This is a genomic window from Anaerophaga thermohalophila str. Valhall (assembly GCF_000250735.1).
GTDB lineage: Bacteria > Bacteroidota > Bacteroidia > Bacteroidales > Marinilabiliaceae > Anaerophaga > Anaerophaga thermohalophila_A.
Map to the genome: position 1 here is coordinate 34,747 of NZ_AHZV01000100.1, position 17,207 is coordinate 51,953.

A 17,207-nucleotide genomic window follows, 5' to 3' on the forward strand; every position below is an offset into this window, starting at 1 on the left:
TGCCATTTGCTGTGTTACGCTTGCCGTCAAAATACTCATTTACGAAAAGTAAACTCGGTTTTTGGCGGCTTCGCAAGACTTGCAACCGGCACTTTCTGAACAGACACGCATATTGTGAAAATTTTTGCTGGTTTATAGACACGAACTATTTATACCGCCAGCAAAAGTCAAACATTTTTTTAAAAAGACCAAATACTGATGTAATGGCCTGTGTAAAAATAACATGTAAAGCCCTGTTTGTGTTCACTTTTCTTAAACATTCAACTATCTATGTATATAAACATTTTTTTCTTAAATTGCGACGTTTATGATTGGCTTTTTCTAAACAATTGTCACTGTCTGTCCATAAAGTACCATTTGCTGTGTTACACTCGCCGCCAAAATATTCATTTACGAAAAGTAAACTGCGTTTTTACGGCTTCGCAAGCTTTGCAACTGGCACTTTCTGAACAGACACACTTATTGTGAAAATTTTGCGAGTTAATAGACACCCGTTAAGCCCGGGCTGCTGAGAATCATTTAATGGTTTAGTAGGAAGGAATTGACAGAGATTTCTGAAATTTGAAAGAATTGTTGACAAAATATATAAAGGAATCAGGCCCGTTTTATCTGCTGTTTTCGGGTGGTTTTGACAGTTGTGCCTTATTGGGTTGTGCCATAGAGGCCGGTGTTGATGTCAGACCGGTTTGGATCAATAACGGATTTAACCGTGTGTCTGAAGAGCAGATAAGAGAACAGGCCGGCAACCTGGGTTGTAGCCGTATTGAAGTAATCGATTTAAAGCCCGCCCGGAAAATTCTTGAGAATCCTGTTGATCGTTGTTATCATTGTAAAGGTCAGCTTATCCGACCGGTAATTTCACGTGGCGATGCTCCTGTATTTGACGGTACCAATGCCAGCGATTCCGGGAGTTACAGACCCGGAGTGAAAGCTTTGCGCAGAGGAGGTGTTCGTTCGCCGCTTGCCCAATTGGGCATTTCCAAAGAACAAGCGAGGGAGATCGCTGTCGGGATGGGAGCCGATCCTGTAATAGCCAACATGGAGAGTTGTCTGGCTACACGCTTTAATTATCGTACCCGTATTACAAAGGAACGTCTTGAAATTATCCGTAATATTGAACAGCAAATTCTGATCGAGACCGGTGATCATCATCTTCGTTGCCGCATGGATGATGATGACCATTTACGAATTGAATGCCGTGAAATGGCCACGTTTAGCAAGTTAATCGAACCCGGCTTCCGGCAGCAGATTGTTGAAAAAGGGAAACAAATTGCTATCTTCGTAACCCTTGACCTGGAAGGTGCCAGAAAAAATGCATTTGATAAAAAATTAGGGCTATGACTTTTGATGAATTATATGAGCAGATTGCCGGGGGAAAGATGAGCAAAGATGAGGCCAGAAGACATTTCTCTCTCGAATGGATGGAAACGGCACGTAACTATATAGCCGATGTTAATCGCGGAGCCCGTATTAACATTCCTGAAATAATTTATGGTGAATACAAAACAGCCGATCAGACCGTTGAGCTCGCCGATGCCTGGCTAACCAGGCACTCAGGCGTTCTGGTGTCCAGAAGTCCCCATCAGGCGACGTTGGTGGATTATTTCAACGACCGGTATTCAGTGAGGGAAACCCCACTTCTTCTGGCCATCGGAGATTTTCCGGAGCCCAAAGGACATGTGCTTGTGATCAGTGCCGGTGCTGCCGACCATCCGGTAGCCTCGGAGTGTTCTCTGGCACTGGAGGCTTTGGGGGTTAATCCTGTTGTTTTTGAAGACCGTGGAATTGCTCATCCCACAAGAGTTTTGGATGCTGTTATGGAAGGGATGAATAAAAAAGTGGCTGCTGTTATTGTTGTTGCCGGAATGGAAGGAGCTTTGGCCCCTTTTGTTTCAAGTCTGGTTCCGCTGCCGGTTGTGGGTGTTCCAACCTCGGTGGGTTACGGGTTCAGAGCCAATGAAGCTGCGCTTACATCTATGCTTGCCTCCTGCGCACCCAATCTTACTGTTGTCAATATTGACGGGGGGATACGAGCGGCTGTTGTCGCAGGTTTGATTGCAAAAAACAGTTCATTATGAAGTTATATATAGAACCCAAAGGTGGAATAGCAGGCGATATGTTCTCTGCTGCTTTGATCGATGCCGGTGCGGATGCCCGGACTGTAACAGGTGCTATGAAAGCTGCTGCCGAAATGCTTGGCCGGGCTGTGGTCAGTCACAGAAAAACTGCCGATGGCTGTAGTCGTCTTCACATCGAGGTGGAACATCATCATGGTCATTTATCGTCAACAAAAGCACAACATTTGTTGGAACATCTTTTTGAGGATTTTTCTATTCGGAATGAATACAGGGCTTTTGGAATGCGCATGCTGCAACATTTGATTGCTGCTGAAAAGGAAGCTCATGCTACTTATGAGTTTGATATGCAACATCATCATCACCACGACGCACATCATCACAAGCATGAGGATGGTACAACCGCTTCCGGCCATCATCATCACCATCATCACGAGGATGAGCCGGAGGCCTGGTTGCATGAGGCCCAGGATATTCTTATCGACGTGATGGGAGCTGTTACCGGACTCCAGGAATTGTCGGCACCAACAGAGGCTGTTCTCACTTGTCCGGTGTGTTGGGGTGGCGGATCTGTCAGTTTTTCTCACGGCACGCTCAAAGTACCGGCTCCTGCTACCGAAGTAATGATCAGGAACAATAACATTCCTGCTGAAGCCGGGCCCATCGAAACCGAGTTGTTTACGCCAACCGGTGCCGCTTTGTTAAGCGCTTTAAATGCAAACAAAGTTGCTGCGCTACCTGATAATGACAAGGATATGGCAGCCCGTGGTTGTTCCAGAGGTACAAAAGACCTGCCGATACCTCCGCTGAGCGTATATCTTTACCGGTAAATATTATTATTCAACTATTGATGATATCCCCGGATAAAGCTAAACATAAACGTTCCCGATTTTGATGAGCCTGGGAATATTAAGCAGCTTTATTTTGCGTCCGTTCAGCTCAATCAGCTTATCCGATTTAAATTCCGACAGAAGCCTTATTACAGATTCTGTAGCAGTACCGACCATGTTGGCCAGTTCTTCACGAGTGAGCGATATTTGAAGCGTGTGATCTTCATCCAGATCAAAGGTATCCATTAAGAGTAACAGCACTTCGGCCAATCTTTCACGAACCGTCTTTTGTGCAATGTCTGTAAGGAATTTATTGGATTCGCCCAACTCCCTGCAGGTTAGCCGCATAAGAGACATGGCAAATTCCGGATTGCCTTTGATGAAATTTGTCATCACATCTCCGGGGAGGTAGCAGAGTACCGCATCCTGAATCACTCTGGCTGTGGTGCAGGCCAGTTCTTCGCTTACAATTGAGCGAAAGCCAATTAAATCTCCTTCCTTTGCAAATCTGATGATTTGTTCTTTGCCGTCGAATCCTGTTTTGTATATCTTCAGGATGCCTTTTACAACCACATAGGAGCCGTTAATGCGGCTTCCTTCATTATAAATAATTGAACCTCTTTTGTAACTATTACAGACCAGGTTCTGATTGAGTGATTCAAGTTCTGCGTCGGTAAGACCTTTAAATATCTCAAACGAACGCAAATCAATTGTTTCAGGGCTTACAATTTCCTGGGACTTTCTCATAACACGTACTTAAAGTAAGTAATATAATAACATGATTTCTGTCATAAAAGCAGCTATACAAATATAAAAAGAAAGATTATATTTGCACTGACATCCGACGAATATATATATGTGAATATTTGAACATTTTTGCTATGGCTTTTGTTTGTTCTGTTGTTCGGGTAAAAATTAGAATCGGTTGTCATTAATTGATAAAAACGATTGATAAAGCAATATATTTGTTCTAAAATACAATTTCTTAAGAAAAACTAAAAGAACTTTGATATGAAATCAACGTTAGACCTTAATTGGACAGGAAAAATGTCGTTTGAGACAGAGATGAACGGTCATAAAGTGATACTTGATGCGGACCCTTCGGTAGGTGGTGAGGATAAAGGGGTCAGGCCTAAACCGTTGATGCTCCTTTCACTGGCCGGATGTACTGCTATGGATGTTATATCTATACTGAGAAAAATGCGCGTGGACGTGGATGACTTTAATGTGAGAGTAGAAGCAGACATGACCGAAGAGCATCCGAAGCATTATACCAAAATGCATGTGATTTACACATTCAAAGGGAAAGATTTGCCCAAGGATAAGATTGAAAAGGCCGTGTCTTTGTCGGATGAAAAATATTGCGGTGTTTCAGCAGTGTATCGAAAAGCTCTGGAACTGACACATGAAATCAGACTTGAGGATTAATTTGTTGTCCTTCCAGAATAGTAACTGGCCGATAAAAATGCTCTAACGCAAAGACACAAAGGCGCAAATTTTTTTATGAGATAAATATTTTTTTAGACCGGACTTATGAATATTATCTTTGAAAGTTTGGCAATAAAAAATTAATAGTAATCATTTTGATGCATGAAACAAGCCCCTATTACTCTTCGATAAATCGGAGCAAGCTGTCAGACCTCTGTTTTACCCGGTGATAGTCTGTGTAATTTATTGTTTCACAGAGTAACACGACGTTTACACTATGTCTCACAGAGTAAAAAATAGTCTTTTTAAACACCTTCAACAAAAAACATATCAGGCGCTTAAACGCTTAACGCAATAAACTAAACACCATGTTTTTAAGCTGACAAAATCCCATACAGGGGCTTTTTTCAGACTTAACCTGAAAAAACGTAATGTCTTACTCCTGATATTCGTGTTTTTTGGGGAAGATATTTTCCAGCGTCTTATTAAATGGCTGCGCCATTAGTTGTTTGGCAACCACGAATTCTTGCAAGCAAGCGGCAGAGCCGAGCGTTACGAATTTCGCGAATTATTATCGCACTTTGTGCGATTTCAAACGACTATGCCGTTTAACAAAAAGCTGTTGCATTTTTTAACTCAGGATTTGTCGCTTATATCAGATTTAACTTAACTTTTTCTAAAGTCTATCTTCTATCTCTGTGTCCTTCAGTGTTCTCTGTGGTGAGTTTTCAACCTCAGCCTTAACCTTAACCTCAAACCTTCTGACTTCTGCCTGTCGGACAGGATACCTTCCTTTAACTCACAAGAATTAAAACACTCAATGTTTTCTCAGCTTGCTTTAAGACGTCCCAAATGGGTACGTTCAATTTTGTCCATAGCAAAGTCGAGTGTGATATGGAGTTTTTTCGACTTTTTTGAGGGGGTATGAAACATGTGGTCGATCATGATGGTTTCGCATATCGACCTTAATCCCCTGGCCCCCAGTTTGAATTCAACGGCTTTGTCAACAATATAATCCAGAACTTCATCGGCAAATTCCAGTTCAATACCGTCGATTTCAAATAGTTTTTTGTATTGTTTTATTATTGAATTTTTGGGCTCTACGAGAATTCTTCGTAAAGTACCCCGGTCGAGCGGATTCAAATAAGTAAGTACCGGCAGCCGGCCTATAATTTCGGGGATCAGTCCGTAGGCTTTCAGGTCCTGGGGGGCTATATACTGGAGCAGGTTGTTTTCATCAATGTGCTCTTTGTCTTTGCTCGCTGAGTACCCCACCACTTTGGTGTTAAGCCGGTTGGCAATTTTCCGTTCGATACCGTCGAAAGCACCGCCACAGATGAAAAGAATATTTTTGGTATCAACCGGAATCATTTTCTGGTCGGGATGTTTTCGGCCTCCCTGAGGCGGTACATTAACCACAGAACCTTCCAGAAGCTTGAGGAGTCCCTGCTGAACGCCTTCGCCGGATACATCCCGGGTAATAGACGGATTATCGCTTTTTCGGGCAATCTTGTCAATTTCATCGATGAAAACGATGCCTTTTTCAGCAGCTTCTGTATTATAGTCGGCTGCCTGAAGCAGGCGGCTCAGGATGCTTTCAATGTCTTCGCCCACATAGCCTGCCTCGGTAAGTACTGTTGCATCGACAATGGTGAAGGGGACATGCAACATTCTGGCAATGGTGCGGGCCAGGAGGGTTTTTCCCGTACCTGTTTCTCCAACCAGAATAATGTTTGACTTTTCTATCTCTACTTCATCCCCTCCGTCCTTTTGCATCAGGCGTTTGTAGTGGTTATATACGGCAACGGACAGATATTTTTTTGCCTCTTCCTGTCCGATAACATACTGATCCAGGAATGCTTTTATTTCGGCAGGTTTTAGCAATCTGAGCTCATCCACGTTGAAGGAATTTCGTTTTTTCATTTCCTCTTCTAGGATGGAGTGAGCCTGCTCAATACAACTGTCACAAATATGGCCGGAAATTCCCGCCACAAGTAGGTTGGTATCTTTTCGCGGACGACCGCAAAATGAACATTTATCCATAAAATCTATCTTTCTCTCTTCTCTGGTTATGCGCCTATTGTTATTTTTCTTCTTTGTCCTTTTTGGTGCGGGCAAGAACTTCGTCTATCATCCCGTATTTTTTTGCTTCTTCGGCAGTCATCCAGTAATCACGGTCAGAGTCTTTCTCAACTTTTTTATATGAATTACCGGTATGTTCAGCGATTATTTCGTAAAGTTCCTTTTTAAGTTTCAGAATCTCACGGGCAGTAATTTCAATGTCGGCTGCCTGCCCCTGAGCACCGCCCATGGGTTGGTGGATCATTACCCTGGAATGTTTCAGAGCAGAGCGTTTCCCCCTGGTACCTGCTGTCAGCAAAACAGCACCCATCGAAGCAGCCATGCCGGTGCAAATGGTTTGAATGTCTGACGAGATGAATTGCATGGTATCGTAAATTCCAAGTCCCGAATGTACCGACCCGCCAGGGGTATTAAAATAGATGCTGATGTCTTTGGTTGAGTCAACCGAATCGAGATAGAGCAACTGTGCCTGAATGATGTTTGCTACGTAATCGTCAATTGGAACGCCAAGAAAGATGATTCGGTCCATCATGAGGCGCGAAAATACGTCCATGCTGGCCACATTAAGCTGTCTTTCTTCAATAATGGTCGGGGAAATATAACTGCTGGTTACGGCAGTATATTTGTCAAGCACCAAACTGTTAATGCCCATGTGCCTGGTCGCGTATTTCTGAAAATCTTTCGGATCGATCATAGTTAATGCTATTTGATTTTTACAACCTGCTAAGTTAGAAATATTTTGTCTGATTTGGCTTATTGCCACAAAACATTTTAACCTGAAAACATAACCACCGGAGTAATGAAAAGTTTTCTCCGGTGGTGAATATTTTCAGGCTAAAAAGATAATCAGTTAAACCGGCCGCCTATTTTTTCTTCTTTTTCTCTTCGAAGAGTTTATTGAATTCATCACGCGACACTTCTTTTGTGTCTATTTTTACAGCTTCTTTGATGAAGTTCATTACTTTGTCGTTGATTGCTCCCTCGGCCATGCTGCGCTGTTGTTCTTCATTTTTAAGCATGTCCATGGCATAACTTTCAATGTGTTCGTCGGGTATATTGTTTAGCCCGTACTGCATGAACTGCAGTTTGGCCGACTTTTTGGCAAAATCAAGAACGTCCTGCTGTTCTACTTTAAGATCGTTTTCTTTGATCAGTTGGTTACGAATGATCTGCCATTTCAGGTCTTCAAAGAAACGGGGCATTTCGTTTTCAATCTGTTCGTCGGTAAGCTGTTGTTCTTCTTTGTTTTGATTGGTTGCTTTTAGCCAGCGTTTCAGAAACTCTTCGGGCAGCTTCATATCAAACTTGCCCATCATTTTTTCTTTGGCATCAATGGAGAATTTGTACTCCGACTCCATTGAAAGAGTATTCTCAAGGTCTTTCTTTACCTGGGTGGTAAACTCTTCTTCGTTGGTTACTTTGCCGGGGCCGAAAATTTTATCGAACAGTTCCTGGTTGAGCTCAGGATCAACGTATTCGGTGATTTCCTTGACCTTGAATTTGAATTTCCCTTTTACCTCAGCAGCTTCTTCTTTAGATATCTTCAGCAGGTAAGAAATTTCGGTATCATTCGGGAAAGCTTTTTTGGGCTCAAAAACGATTTCATCACCAACTTTGGCGCCAACTATTTTTTTCTTCTCTTTATCGTTTTTGATAATGCTGGTCGACATTACGGCATCTTCAGCTTTGATGCCGTCTTGCATCTCTTCATCGTTTTGGTCCAGCTGAACAAAATCGCCTTTGAGGAGGCTTTCTTCTCCTGCTTCATCACGTTTTTCAGTAGTTCCGAACCGGCTGGTCACATTTTTTTTCTGCCCTTCTACCATGTCATCGGTGATTTCTATCTGATAGTAGGGCAATTTTTCTCTTTTGCTGAGTTTTACCTCAACTTCAGGAGTAAGCCCCAGGTCAAAAGAGAACTTAAATTGCTCATCCTGATCGAAATCTATGGTTTGCTGTTTTTCGGAAGGGAGTGGCTCTCCCAGTATGTTGAGTTCATTCTCACTAATGTATTTCGACAGGTTTTCGGAAACCAGCTTATTAATTTCGTCTACCAGAATGGCTTTGCCATACATTTTTTTTACAAGGCTTGCCGGCACTTTTCCGGGGCGGAATCCAGGCATGTTGATTTTTTTACGGTTAGTCCTTCAGGACTTTTTCAACGCGTGGTTCATAATCATCTTTTTCGATGGTGATGTGTACCACTGCATTTAAATCATCAATTTGCTCTTTTTCAATGTTCATGTGAAAGCTATTTGTTTGTTAATGCCACATTTGCCATGTTCGTTTCAAAATTTGTTTTTGCAAGTTGCTGAAAACACGTTTATCCAAACCTTCTGACAAAAACGAGTGCAAAGATAATGAAGCATTTACAAGTTGCAAAATAGTTGGTTGTTGCAAAGAGTAATTTTTGGAAAATTAACGTCTTTTTTGTGACTAATTTTGATGTACTATCACACAATACTCCGTTAAACTTTTACAAACATCTGATAATTAGTGTCTGTCCATAAAGTGCCATTTACTGTGTTACGCTCGTCCGAAAATTACTCATTTACGGATGAGTAAACTCCGTATTTTCGGACTTCGCAAGCCTTGTAAATGACACTTTCTGAACAGACACATGATAAGTAGGAAACTTTTCCCACTTTATAGACAGGCACTAATTAATTGTTTGCATAATTAATAACATAAACCAAACTATCTCATAATAAAGGCTTTGCGTCTCTGCGTTTAGGCTTTTTTTACTGACTATTAATCACAAAAAAACCGCCAAAAGGGGGATTAATCCCCATGGCGGTTTTTGTGCGGACGGAGGGACTCGAACCCACACGCCTTTCGGCACTAGATCCTAAATCTAGCGCGGCTACCAATTACGCCACGTCCGCATAAAATTTGCGGTTGCAAATAACGGTAATTTTTGCACTTTTTCCAAAAAAATGTCTCGAAATTTTACTGGTTTTTGGCATGTTCAAATTTTCTTCTTCTCAGTTCGAAGTCATCTCCCAGATACACTCTTCTCACGTCAGGGTCTGCAGCCAGTTCTTCTGCGCTCCCGGCTTTCAGGATATCGCCCTCGAAAAGCAAATAGGCACGATCGGTGATTGAAAGGGTTTCGTGTACATTGTGGTCGGTAATAAGGATACCGATGTTTTTGTATTTCAATTTTGCCACAATTTCCTGGATGTCTCTGACTGCAATGGGATCAACACCTGCAAAGGGTTCGTCAAGCAGAATGAATTTGGGATTGATAGCAAGTGCCCTGGCTATTTCCGTCCGCCTTCTTTCTCCTCCCGATAGTTGAATTCCAAGGCTTTTTCGGATGTGACCAAGACCAAATTCGTTGATAAGCTCCTCAAGGCGCTGTATCTGATACTCTTTTGGATATTTGGTCATTTCCAGCACTGCCCTGATGTTGTCTTCAACACTGAGTTTCCTGAATACACTGGCTTCCTGGGCAAGATATCCGATGCCTTTTTGGGCTCTCCGGTATACCGGTTCATTGGTAATTCTTTCGTGGTCGAGGTAAATTTCTCCGTCATTTGGTTTTATCAATCCGACAATCATATAAAAGGTAGTGGTTTTTCCGGCACCGTTTGGCCCTAACAATCCCACTATTTCTCCCTGGCTCACTTCAACGGAAACTCCTTTTACCACGGTGCGGTTGCGGTATTTTTTTACAAGGTTGTCGGTATATAATCGCATCTTATGTTCTTCCATGGTCATGTTGCATTTTTTGATGTGGTCATTGCTTAGCCACCTCTTTTGATCGTCTGTATTCAACTCCTCTTGCAATAATGATGCCTGCTTCGTAAAGCAGAATGAGTGGCAGACATACTAATATCTGGCTGATAACGTCGGGAGGGGTTATGATGGCTGCCAGCGCCAGTGTTACAACAATCGAATGCCGACGGTATTTTTTTAAGGTATCTGCCGTTACCAACCCCACTTTGCTCATAAAATATATGAACATTGGTAATTCAAACAGAATTCCGCTTGCCAGAATGATTGATGATACTGTTCCTATGTATGAACCAAGGTTAACTATGTTGTCTACCTGTTCACTTACCTGGTAATTGCCCAGAAAATGAACCGACAGCGGGCTGATGATATAATAAGCAAACAGAATGCCTATGGTAAAAAGGATTGATGCAAAAAATATTGCTCCGCGGCTGCTCTCAATCTCCTCCTTGTAAAGTGCAGGTTTAATAAAACGCCAGAATTCCCAAAAAATAAGTGGAAATGCTACAATAATGCCAGCCAGGAAGGAAATCCATAAATGTGTCGTAAACTGACCGGTCATATTGATGTTTTGTAGTGAAAGTGGTTCCCGGTTGATACATAAAACAGGCATTCTCAGGTCTTCAGCCAGACGGCATAACAAACTGTTGGTAAAAAAGTCGGGTTTGCTTGGTCCCAACAGGATAACATCGAATACGATATTTTTGAAAATGAAGGCCAGAACTGCAAACACAAAAATGTAAAGGAAGGATCTGACCAAATGCCAACGTAATTCTTCAAGATGTTCTAAAAAGGACATTTCGGTCTGGCTCTTGTTCTTCATGCGTATCAAATTGATTTTTTATCTGTCAATCTTCAGCCTCTCGGGTAACTTGTATCCAATCCAATAACTAAAAATCAAACAGCTTACGTTCTGTTGCATATTATCCTGCGAAGATAAAAACACTTTCTTAATTATTTGTTTTTACCCATTCTATTTTATACCTTCAATATGTTTTACCCGGAATAATTTTGCGTCGTCGCAGTTTGTTTCCGATTTATTATTTTTTAAGAGTGTGTTTCACTCATAAAACGTGAAAATTTTGTCCGGTATTCATAAATATCTATTAAATTTGTTTGCTTTTCGGGGGTCAAGAAAGGAAAGAGCAATAACAATCTGATATTGTGAAGGATACAGCGAAATAGTTTGATTTTGTTATGACTAAGCAGATTGACCTGAACGGTTATTTGAAAAAGCATTTTGGGTTCGATACTTTCAAGGGAAACCAGGAAGATATCATTAAAAACGTTCTTGACGGGAATGATACTTTCGTACTGATGCCAACAGGGGGAGGGAAATCGCTCTGTTATCAGCTTCCGGCGTTAATTCTCGACGGTACGGCCATTGTTATTTCCCCGCTTATAGCCCTGATGAAGAATCAGGTAGATGCGATGCGAAATTTCAGTGAAGATGACGGTATCGCCCACTTCTTAAATTCATCTTTGACAAAATCTGCCATCCAACAGGTTAAAGAAGATGTTATTTCCGGGAAGACAAGATTGTTGTATGTTGCGCCCGAATCTCTTACCAAGGATGAAAACATCCAGTTTCTTAAGCAGGTCAAAATATCATTTTATGCTGTAGACGAGGCTCACTGTATTTCGGAGTGGGGACATGACTTCCGCCCCGAGTACAGGCGTATCCGACCTATTATTAACGAGATAGGCGAAGCACCGTTAATTGCTCTGACTGCTACTGCAACCCCTAAAGTTCAGCATGATATTCAGAAAAATCTTGGCATGCTGAATGCGAATGTTTTCAAATCTTCTTTTAATCGTCCTAATCTTTTTTATGAAATTCGGCCAAAGGTTAATGCTACAAGAGACATTATTAAAGTGTTGAAGGAGAATCCGGGGAAATCAGTGATTATTTATTGCCTGAGCCGGAAGAAAGTGGAAGAGCTGGCTGAAACGCTTGTTGTTAACGGCATAAAAGCCCTGCCTTATCACGCGGGGATGGATGCGGCAACCCGTAGTGGTAATCAGGATAAATTTCTGATGGAAGAGATTGATGTAATTGTGGCTACCATTGCTTTTGGAATGGGAATAGACAAACCCGATGTTCGGATGGTTATTCATTACGATATTCCAAAGAGTCTCGAGGGCTATTATCAGGAAACCGGCAGGGCCGGGCGCGACGGGGGCGAAGGCAGATGCATTGCGTTTTACAGCTATAAAGACATCCAAAAGCTGGAAAAATTTATGCAAGGGAAGCCTCTTGCAGAACAGGAGATCGGGAAGCAGCTTTTGCTTGAAACCGTGGCTTATGCTGAGTCTTCGTTGTGCCGAAGGAAAACTTTGCTGCATTACTTTGGCGAAACTTACACAGAGGAAAATTGCGGTTCGTGCGACAATTGCATCAACCCCAAAGAGCAGTTTGAGGGAAAAGATTCCATCGTTAAGTTGCTCAAAGTTGTTAACGAACTTAAAGAGCGCTTTAAAACCGAGCATGTTGTTAATGTACTGACGGGTAAGATCACCAGTGTGGTTAAATCATACCACCATCACGAACTCGGTATTTTTGGGTGTGGCAGCGAGGAAGATGAAAAATTCTGGCATGCAGTAACAAGACAATCATTGGTTGCCGGATTATTATCCAAGGATATTGAAAATTATGGTCTTCTTAAAGTAACTGCAAAGGGGCATGAATACATTAAAAAACCTTACAGCATTAGCCTGACCCGTGATCACGATTATGATGAACTGGAACAGGAATCACGATCGGCCGGCGGAACTGCTGCCGTGGATACAGGCTTGTTTTCGATGTTGAAAGACCTGAGAAAACAAATTTCGAAGAAGAAAAATCTTCCGCCTTTCGTAATCTTCCAGGATCCTTCGTTGGAAGCGATGGCGACTTATTATCCGGTGACACTTGAAGAGTTGCAGAATATGCCGGGTGTTGGTGCCGGAAAAGCCAGGCGATACGGGAAAGAGTTTGTTGAGCTTATTCAGCGGCACGTTGAAGAGAATGAAATTGAACGTCCGATGGACATGGTCGTTAAGACAGTGGCCAATAAAAGTAAACTTAAGGTTTCGATTATTCAGAGTATAGACCGGCAGGTGTCACTTGACGATATTGCCGATTCTAAAGGAATTGATTTGCTCGAACTTCTGAAAGAAATAGAGTCGATTGTTTACTCCGGAACACGTGTCAATATTGATTATTACATCAATCAGGTAATGGACGAGGAACATCGCGACGACATATTTTATTATTTTAAGGAAGATGCTGAAACCGACGATATAGCAGCTGCATTGGAAGAACTTGGTGAAGACGAGTATTCCGAGGAGGATGTCAGAATGGTGCGGATCAAGTTTATCTCCGAAGTAGGCAATTAGAATTTCACCCGTATCTGAGCCGTTAAAGTGGTTTTTTTATCGGACCGAACCAGTTGATAACCTGTACCGGTTTCGTCTCTGTCATCATATTTCCATCGCGCACAGCGGAGCCATAAATGAAGGTTATTCATGATTTTGTAGTTGATAAGAAGGAGATAACGACTGCCTCTTCCCGAGTAAGCGGGTACCGAAAACATGTACAGCACATCCGGCTCGTAGGCATACATTCGTGCCGAATAATCCGAAGAATTAAAAAGAGCATATCTGAGTGTTGCGGTGAAGTTTTCTTTGGTGTTTTTCCATTTGATATCCTGTGAAAGCATATTTCCCGTTTCTCTGTTATTATCGATATTCACAAAATGCCATTGGAGCAAAGTGGTGAATTGCCATCCTCCTGTTAGTTTTTGCCGGAATTGACCCTTAATCTGGTCAGACTTAATATCGACAACAGAGTTTTCTGCACTGTTGTAAGCAATATTCGTTGGTTTTTCTCTGTGTCGGTATCTGATATACAATGTTGCGTCATTGTCAAAGTCCTTCTCTATGACCCCCATCCAGTCGAACCCGGAGGATGGAGCATCTGCATTAAATTTCAACCATTTGAACCGATAATAATCGAAATAAGAGGAAATTGTGATTCTTAACGGGAGTTCCCACTTTATTCCCGAATAGAGACCACTTTCGCCTGCAAAGCTGCTGCTTTCTGTCATAGGAGCAGCCAATGGGGCATGATATTTAACAGGGATTGTCCGGTGACCGAGAACTAACGAAAAACCGGGAGCCGCCCCCCATATTATTCCATGATAGAAGGCAGGATGAGTGAATTGGTCAAAAGCTATCTCTCCAAACAATAACCAGCGTCTTTGGCTGATCACATACGAGAGCCAGCTGTTCCGGTTCTCTTTACCATTGAAATAGAATTGGTTGTATGGCTTAACTTCCGGGCAGAGGGGTTTGTCAAGCCGATAATAGAGGTGCCCGGCTTCAACATCAATCCATTTGCCTGTGTAGGAGATTCTGCCTCCTGCCGCCAGCTCTGTTGTGTTGTGGCGTTGTTCGAGTTCCGCAGATGTCCTGTGTAAGCCGTCTTCCCGAAGACTTGATATGCAACTGCTGTCGGCCGCCAGTCTCCCGTCTCTTTTTTTCAGGGAAAAGAATGGGGAAAAGGTAAATCTCTCAAACCCAATAGTAAAATAACCGCCATTCATGCCAGAATATTCAGAAGCGGAAAGAGACGGACGAAAAGGCGACCGTCGGTTGCGTATCGAGGTGGTCATCGAACTCTTTCTTTGAGGCATTCCCGACTGAACAACCAACCCTTGCGCGGCACTGATCTGGTAGTTACCAACACCGGCTTCTTTAATCCACCCTTTTTTGTTTTGATAATGGAGATAACCTGTTAACAGATCGAATGTTTTTATTTCGTTCGCAAACATCGGTTCCCCCGGGTCTTTTTCCGCAATCAGTCCGGCACTCAGACCACGATTGGTCGTTATCTCGATTCTGTTGTACAGCTTAACCGGATCGCCTGCAAATGGCCTGATTCCTTCGCTGTTTTTGCGGAACCCTTCGGCTTTTTCGAGCTGATACATACTTCTGAGAAATGCATCTCCCCAAATTCTGATTTTTCCGGGACTTGTCTCAACAGGTCCGAAACGGATAAGCGGTTGCAGGAGTTTTATTGTTTTTACATCGAGCCCTTCAACAGCCTGCAACTCATAAATGGTTAAAAAAGGACCGTTGATGTATCTTTTATACAGAATGTTTTCTATTTCGAGGTCTGTAAGAAAAAAGATGCGCTCCAAATCTTCACGGGATGCATTGTTGATATTGAGGGGATGTTTTGTAAGACTGAGAAGGTCTTCGATCAGCAGGGCAATGTCTTCCTGCTCTGTTTCTTGAGCATATTCGGCGGCAATGTTTTCAGCCCAATGCTCAAGATTATCGTAATCCTGGGCAATTGTGACAAGATTGATAGAGCAAACACAAAAACTGAAAACAAGGCAGGATTTTTTTAGCAGAGTTATCACCGTTCACCTCCTTTCTTTCTGCTAAAAGAATAAATGATGCCCGCAGTTGAACTCATTCCAAGATGATCGTGATGATTGGCTGCAAGCTTGATCTCCAGATTTTTCCAGTTAATATTGGCTCCAACAGCCAGCCTGACGGGTTTTGCAGAAACAGCACCACAAAACTCAGCCATTTTGTGCAGCCTTGCTTCCAGACCGACCGAGTATACCTGCCTGGAATAGTCTGTACGGTGCATAACATCGGCAGTTAGCCGAAAAGAAGGAGAAAGTCCGGCTATAAAGGCTGCTGACAGAAATGATGGGAGTGGTTGGTCATTGTATTCGTCCGGTATTTTCTGACGAGCCGGGTTTTTAGCCGAAACAGCGAAAGAAGCTGTCTCAGATAAACGAAAGCGGAAACCTGCATCCAAAAGGAAAGCGCCTGGTGTTTTGGCATTTTTAATGTATCTCCAAAGGTATACCATCCGACAGCCTAAACTCAAACGGTTGGATAAAGCTCTGGCGGCTGTAATCCCTGCTTGTTGTATATTGAAAAGTTGATTCCCGTACCTGGAGTAAGATAGTCCGGTATTAATTAAAGAAGAGGGGATAATGACAAAAGCGGTTTGCGTGCTCAATGCCTCAATTTGGAAAGCATTGTGATAGCCTGTGCCTGCAATGGGTTGGCGGATGTTAGAAATGCCTGAAGGATTAGCAAATACAGCCCATGCCGTTGAGTCGCTTGCTCCGGAGAGGCCTAATGCTATTGTTGAGGGCGATGGGAAATTGTAATCCTGACCTTTGGAATGGGTTGATGCTATGGTCAGAAGGATTGCAAAAAAAAGTTTTTTGATCATTTCGGGTCGGTACTGGTTTGGTTAATATCTTCTGCAATATAAGAAGATTGTATAAAACAAACAAATCCAGCACGTTGATGCTGTCAGATAAGCATAATGCCGGAACCGATAATGATCAAACCTAAAAAGTATCCTGCATATATCTGAAAAGGAGAATGGGCGTTCAGATAAAGTCTGGCCATTGCCACAAGCCCCGAGATAACAACTATTACCGAGAACAGGGGAAGAAGATCAATGCCATATTCAAACATCAATGCAACCAGGAGACCAGAAACACCCCCAACAGCAAGCGCGTGCAGACTAATTTTCCAAAAAAAAGAAATGGCAACAGAGATAAGTATTGCGATAAGCGAGGAAAGCAAAAATGCTTCAATGAGGACAGAAACATTCAGACGGGTCAGAAGAAAATAACCGAGAAGAAAGAAAGCAGCGGAGGTGAGTGCCGGGTAAACTCGCTCGCGGGCGGTCTCCATTTCAAAACTTTTTATCAGCTTGATTTGAAGAAACAGCGGAAGTAATGAAACCGGCAGCAGGCAGGTGGAAGTGAATACAATAATATATACCAGACGCTTTATTTCAAATGGGAGAAATGCATGGTGGTTTCCTGAATTCAGAATAAAAAAAATCCCAAGAGTTGGCATTAGCATGGGATGGAAAAGAAAGGACAGTATTTTACTGAAAAGCTTCATCCGTATAAATTTTGTTTTAACAGGCTTAATGGAACTCGCATGCAAGCATTTATACATATTTTTATTGAGGGAATCCCTGTCATATTTGTTTCATCTTAACCTGCTTTATTCATAAGTTTTC

14 protein-coding genes and 1 tRNA gene are annotated in these 17,207 nt (G+C 42.4%); 5 read left to right on the plus strand and 10 right to left on the minus strand.

The genetic code is table 11. From position 1 onward, the window contains the following. The first annotated feature begins 570 nt into the window (after window positions 1-570). Genes OQ5_RS0104890 through larC form a run of 3 tightly spaced genes read left to right on the plus strand, consistent with a single transcriptional unit; the run spans window position 571 to window position 2,905 of the window. Entirely contained in the window at window positions 571-1,341 is a 771-nt protein-coding gene (locus OQ5_RS0104890) for an exoenzyme S synthesis protein B (RefSeq protein ID WP_255297391.1), read from the plus strand. After that, entirely contained in the window at window positions 1,338-2,078 is a 741-nt protein-coding gene (larB, locus tag OQ5_RS0104895) for a nickel pincer cofactor biosynthesis protein LarB (RefSeq protein WP_016776411.1), read from the plus strand. The genes OQ5_RS0104890 and larB overlap by 4 nt, the downstream gene beginning before the upstream one ends. Further along, the gene (gene larC, locus OQ5_RS0104900) at window positions 2,075-2,905 is read left to right on the plus strand and encodes a nickel insertion protein (protein ID WP_016776412.1); all 831 of its coding nucleotides are present in this window, start codon (window positions 2,075-2,077) and stop codon (window positions 2,903-2,905) included. The genes larB and larC overlap by 4 nt, the downstream gene beginning before the upstream one ends. Window positions 2,906-2,944: 39 nt before the next feature. On the opposite strand, the gene OQ5_RS0104905 is transcribed toward larC, so the two are convergent. Then, a complete protein-coding gene (locus tag OQ5_RS0104905; RefSeq protein WP_016776413.1) occupies window positions 2,945-3,652 on the minus strand; it encodes a Crp/Fnr family transcriptional regulator in 708 nt (235 codons plus the stop codon). 264 nt (window positions 3,653-3,916) lie between these two features. Here OQ5_RS0104905 and OQ5_RS0104910 point away from each other — a divergent pair, with 264 nt between their 5' ends. Beyond that, window positions 3,917-4,333: an OsmC family protein gene (locus OQ5_RS0104910; protein WP_016776414.1), complete on the plus strand. Its 417-nt coding sequence runs from the start codon at window positions 3,917-3,919 to the stop codon at window positions 4,331-4,333. An 828-nt stretch (window positions 4,334-5,161) separates the two neighbouring features. Here the strand turns inward: OQ5_RS0104910 and clpX are convergent. The 6 genes from clpX to tatC form a co-directional block, all read right to left on the minus strand. Beyond that, complete coding sequence (gene clpX, locus OQ5_RS0104915) at window positions 5,162-6,376, minus strand: ATP-dependent Clp protease ATP-binding subunit ClpX (protein WP_016776415.1); 1,215 nt, start codon at window positions 6,374-6,376, stop codon at window positions 5,162-5,164. A gap of 40 nt (window positions 6,377-6,416) precedes the next feature. Next, window positions 6,417-7,109 (minus strand): ATP-dependent Clp endopeptidase proteolytic subunit ClpP, encoded by a 693-nt coding sequence (clpP, locus tag OQ5_RS0104920; protein ID WP_016776416.1) that lies wholly within the window; start codon window positions 7,107-7,109, stop codon window positions 6,417-6,419. Window positions 7,110-7,278: 169 nt separating this feature from the next. Then, the gene (gene tig / locus OQ5_RS20315; RefSeq protein WP_016776417.1) at window positions 7,279-8,538 is read right to left on the minus strand and encodes a trigger factor; all 1,260 of its coding nucleotides are present in this window, start codon (window positions 8,536-8,538) and stop codon (window positions 7,279-7,281) included. Between the two features lie 680 nt (window positions 8,539-9,218). After that, a tRNA-Leu gene (locus OQ5_RS0104930) sits at window positions 9,219-9,300 on the minus strand. Window positions 9,301-9,364: 64 nt separating this feature from the next. Beyond that, a complete protein-coding gene (gene lptB, locus OQ5_RS0104935; RefSeq protein WP_218054499.1) occupies window positions 9,365-10,132 on the minus strand; it encodes an LPS export ABC transporter ATP-binding protein in 768 nt (255 codons plus the stop codon). Between the two features lie 25 nt (window positions 10,133-10,157). Further along, the gene (gene tatC / locus OQ5_RS0104940; RefSeq protein WP_016776420.1) at window positions 10,158-10,976 is read right to left on the minus strand and encodes a twin-arginine translocase subunit TatC; all 819 of its coding nucleotides are present in this window, start codon (window positions 10,974-10,976) and stop codon (window positions 10,158-10,160) included. 374 nt (window positions 10,977-11,350) lie between these two features. Here tatC and recQ point away from each other — a divergent pair, with 374 nt between their 5' ends. Next, the gene (gene recQ / locus OQ5_RS0104945; RefSeq protein WP_016776421.1) at window positions 11,351-13,531 is read left to right on the plus strand and encodes a DNA helicase RecQ; all 2,181 of its coding nucleotides are present in this window, start codon (window positions 11,351-11,353) and stop codon (window positions 13,529-13,531) included. Here recQ and OQ5_RS0104950 read toward each other — a convergent pair. The 3 genes from OQ5_RS0104950 to OQ5_RS0104960 form a co-directional block, all read right to left on the minus strand. Then, window positions 13,528-15,561 carry a helix-hairpin-helix domain-containing protein gene (locus OQ5_RS0104950; protein ID WP_016776422.1) on the minus strand — a complete coding sequence of 678 codons (2,034 nt, stop codon included), beginning with the start codon at window positions 15,559-15,561 and terminating at the stop codon, window positions 13,528-13,530. The genes recQ and OQ5_RS0104950 overlap by 4 nt on opposite strands. Continuing rightward, window positions 15,558-16,397 carry a hypothetical protein gene (locus tag OQ5_RS0104955; protein WP_016776425.1) on the minus strand — a complete coding sequence of 280 codons (840 nt, stop codon included), beginning with the start codon at window positions 16,395-16,397 and terminating at the stop codon, window positions 15,558-15,560. The genes OQ5_RS0104950 and OQ5_RS0104955 overlap by 4 nt, the downstream gene beginning before the upstream one ends. A gap of 83 nt (window positions 16,398-16,480) precedes the next feature. Further along, entirely contained in the window at window positions 16,481-17,086 is a 606-nt protein-coding gene (locus OQ5_RS0104960) for a hypothetical protein (protein ID WP_026055120.1), read from the minus strand. Window positions 17,087-17,207: the final 121 nt, after the last annotated feature.

Coding starts and splice junctions, on each gene's coding strand:
- OQ5_RS0104955 (WP_016776425.1), bottom strand. CDS start 16,397: ATGATCAAAAAACTTTTTTTTGCAATCCTTCTGACCATAGCATCAACC.
- tig (WP_016776417.1), bottom strand. CDS start 8,538: ATGCCTGGATTCCGCCCCGGAAAAGTGCCGGCAAGCCTTGTAAAAAAA.
- larB (WP_016776411.1), top strand. CDS start 1,338: ATGACTTTTGATGAATTATATGAGCAGATTGCCGGGGGAAAGATGAGC.
- larC (WP_016776412.1), top strand. CDS start 2,075: ATGAAGTTATATATAGAACCCAAAGGTGGAATAGCAGGCGATATGTTC.
- lptB (WP_218054499.1), bottom strand. CDS start 10,132: ATGGAAGAACATAAGATGCGATTATATACCGACAACCTTGTAAAAAAA.
- OQ5_RS0104905 (WP_016776413.1), bottom strand. CDS start 3,652: ATGAGAAAGTCCCAGGAAATTGTAAGCCCTGAAACAATTGATTTGCGT.
- OQ5_RS0104910 (WP_016776414.1), top strand. CDS start 3,917: ATGAAATCAACGTTAGACCTTAATTGGACAGGAAAAATGTCGTTTGAG.
- clpP (WP_016776416.1), bottom strand. CDS start 7,109: ATGATCGATCCGAAAGATTTTCAGAAATACGCGACCAGGCACATGGGC.
- recQ (WP_016776421.1), top strand. CDS start 11,351: ATGACTAAGCAGATTGACCTGAACGGTTATTTGAAAAAGCATTTTGGG.
- clpX (WP_016776415.1), bottom strand. CDS start 6,376: ATGGATAAATGTTCATTTTGCGGTCGTCCGCGAAAAGATACCAACCTA.
- tatC (WP_016776420.1), bottom strand. CDS start 10,976: ATGAAGAACAAGAGCCAGACCGAAATGTCCTTTTTAGAACATCTTGAA.
- OQ5_RS0104960 (WP_026055120.1), bottom strand. CDS start 17,086: ATGAAGCTTTTCAGTAAAATACTGTCCTTTCTTTTCCATCCCATGCTA.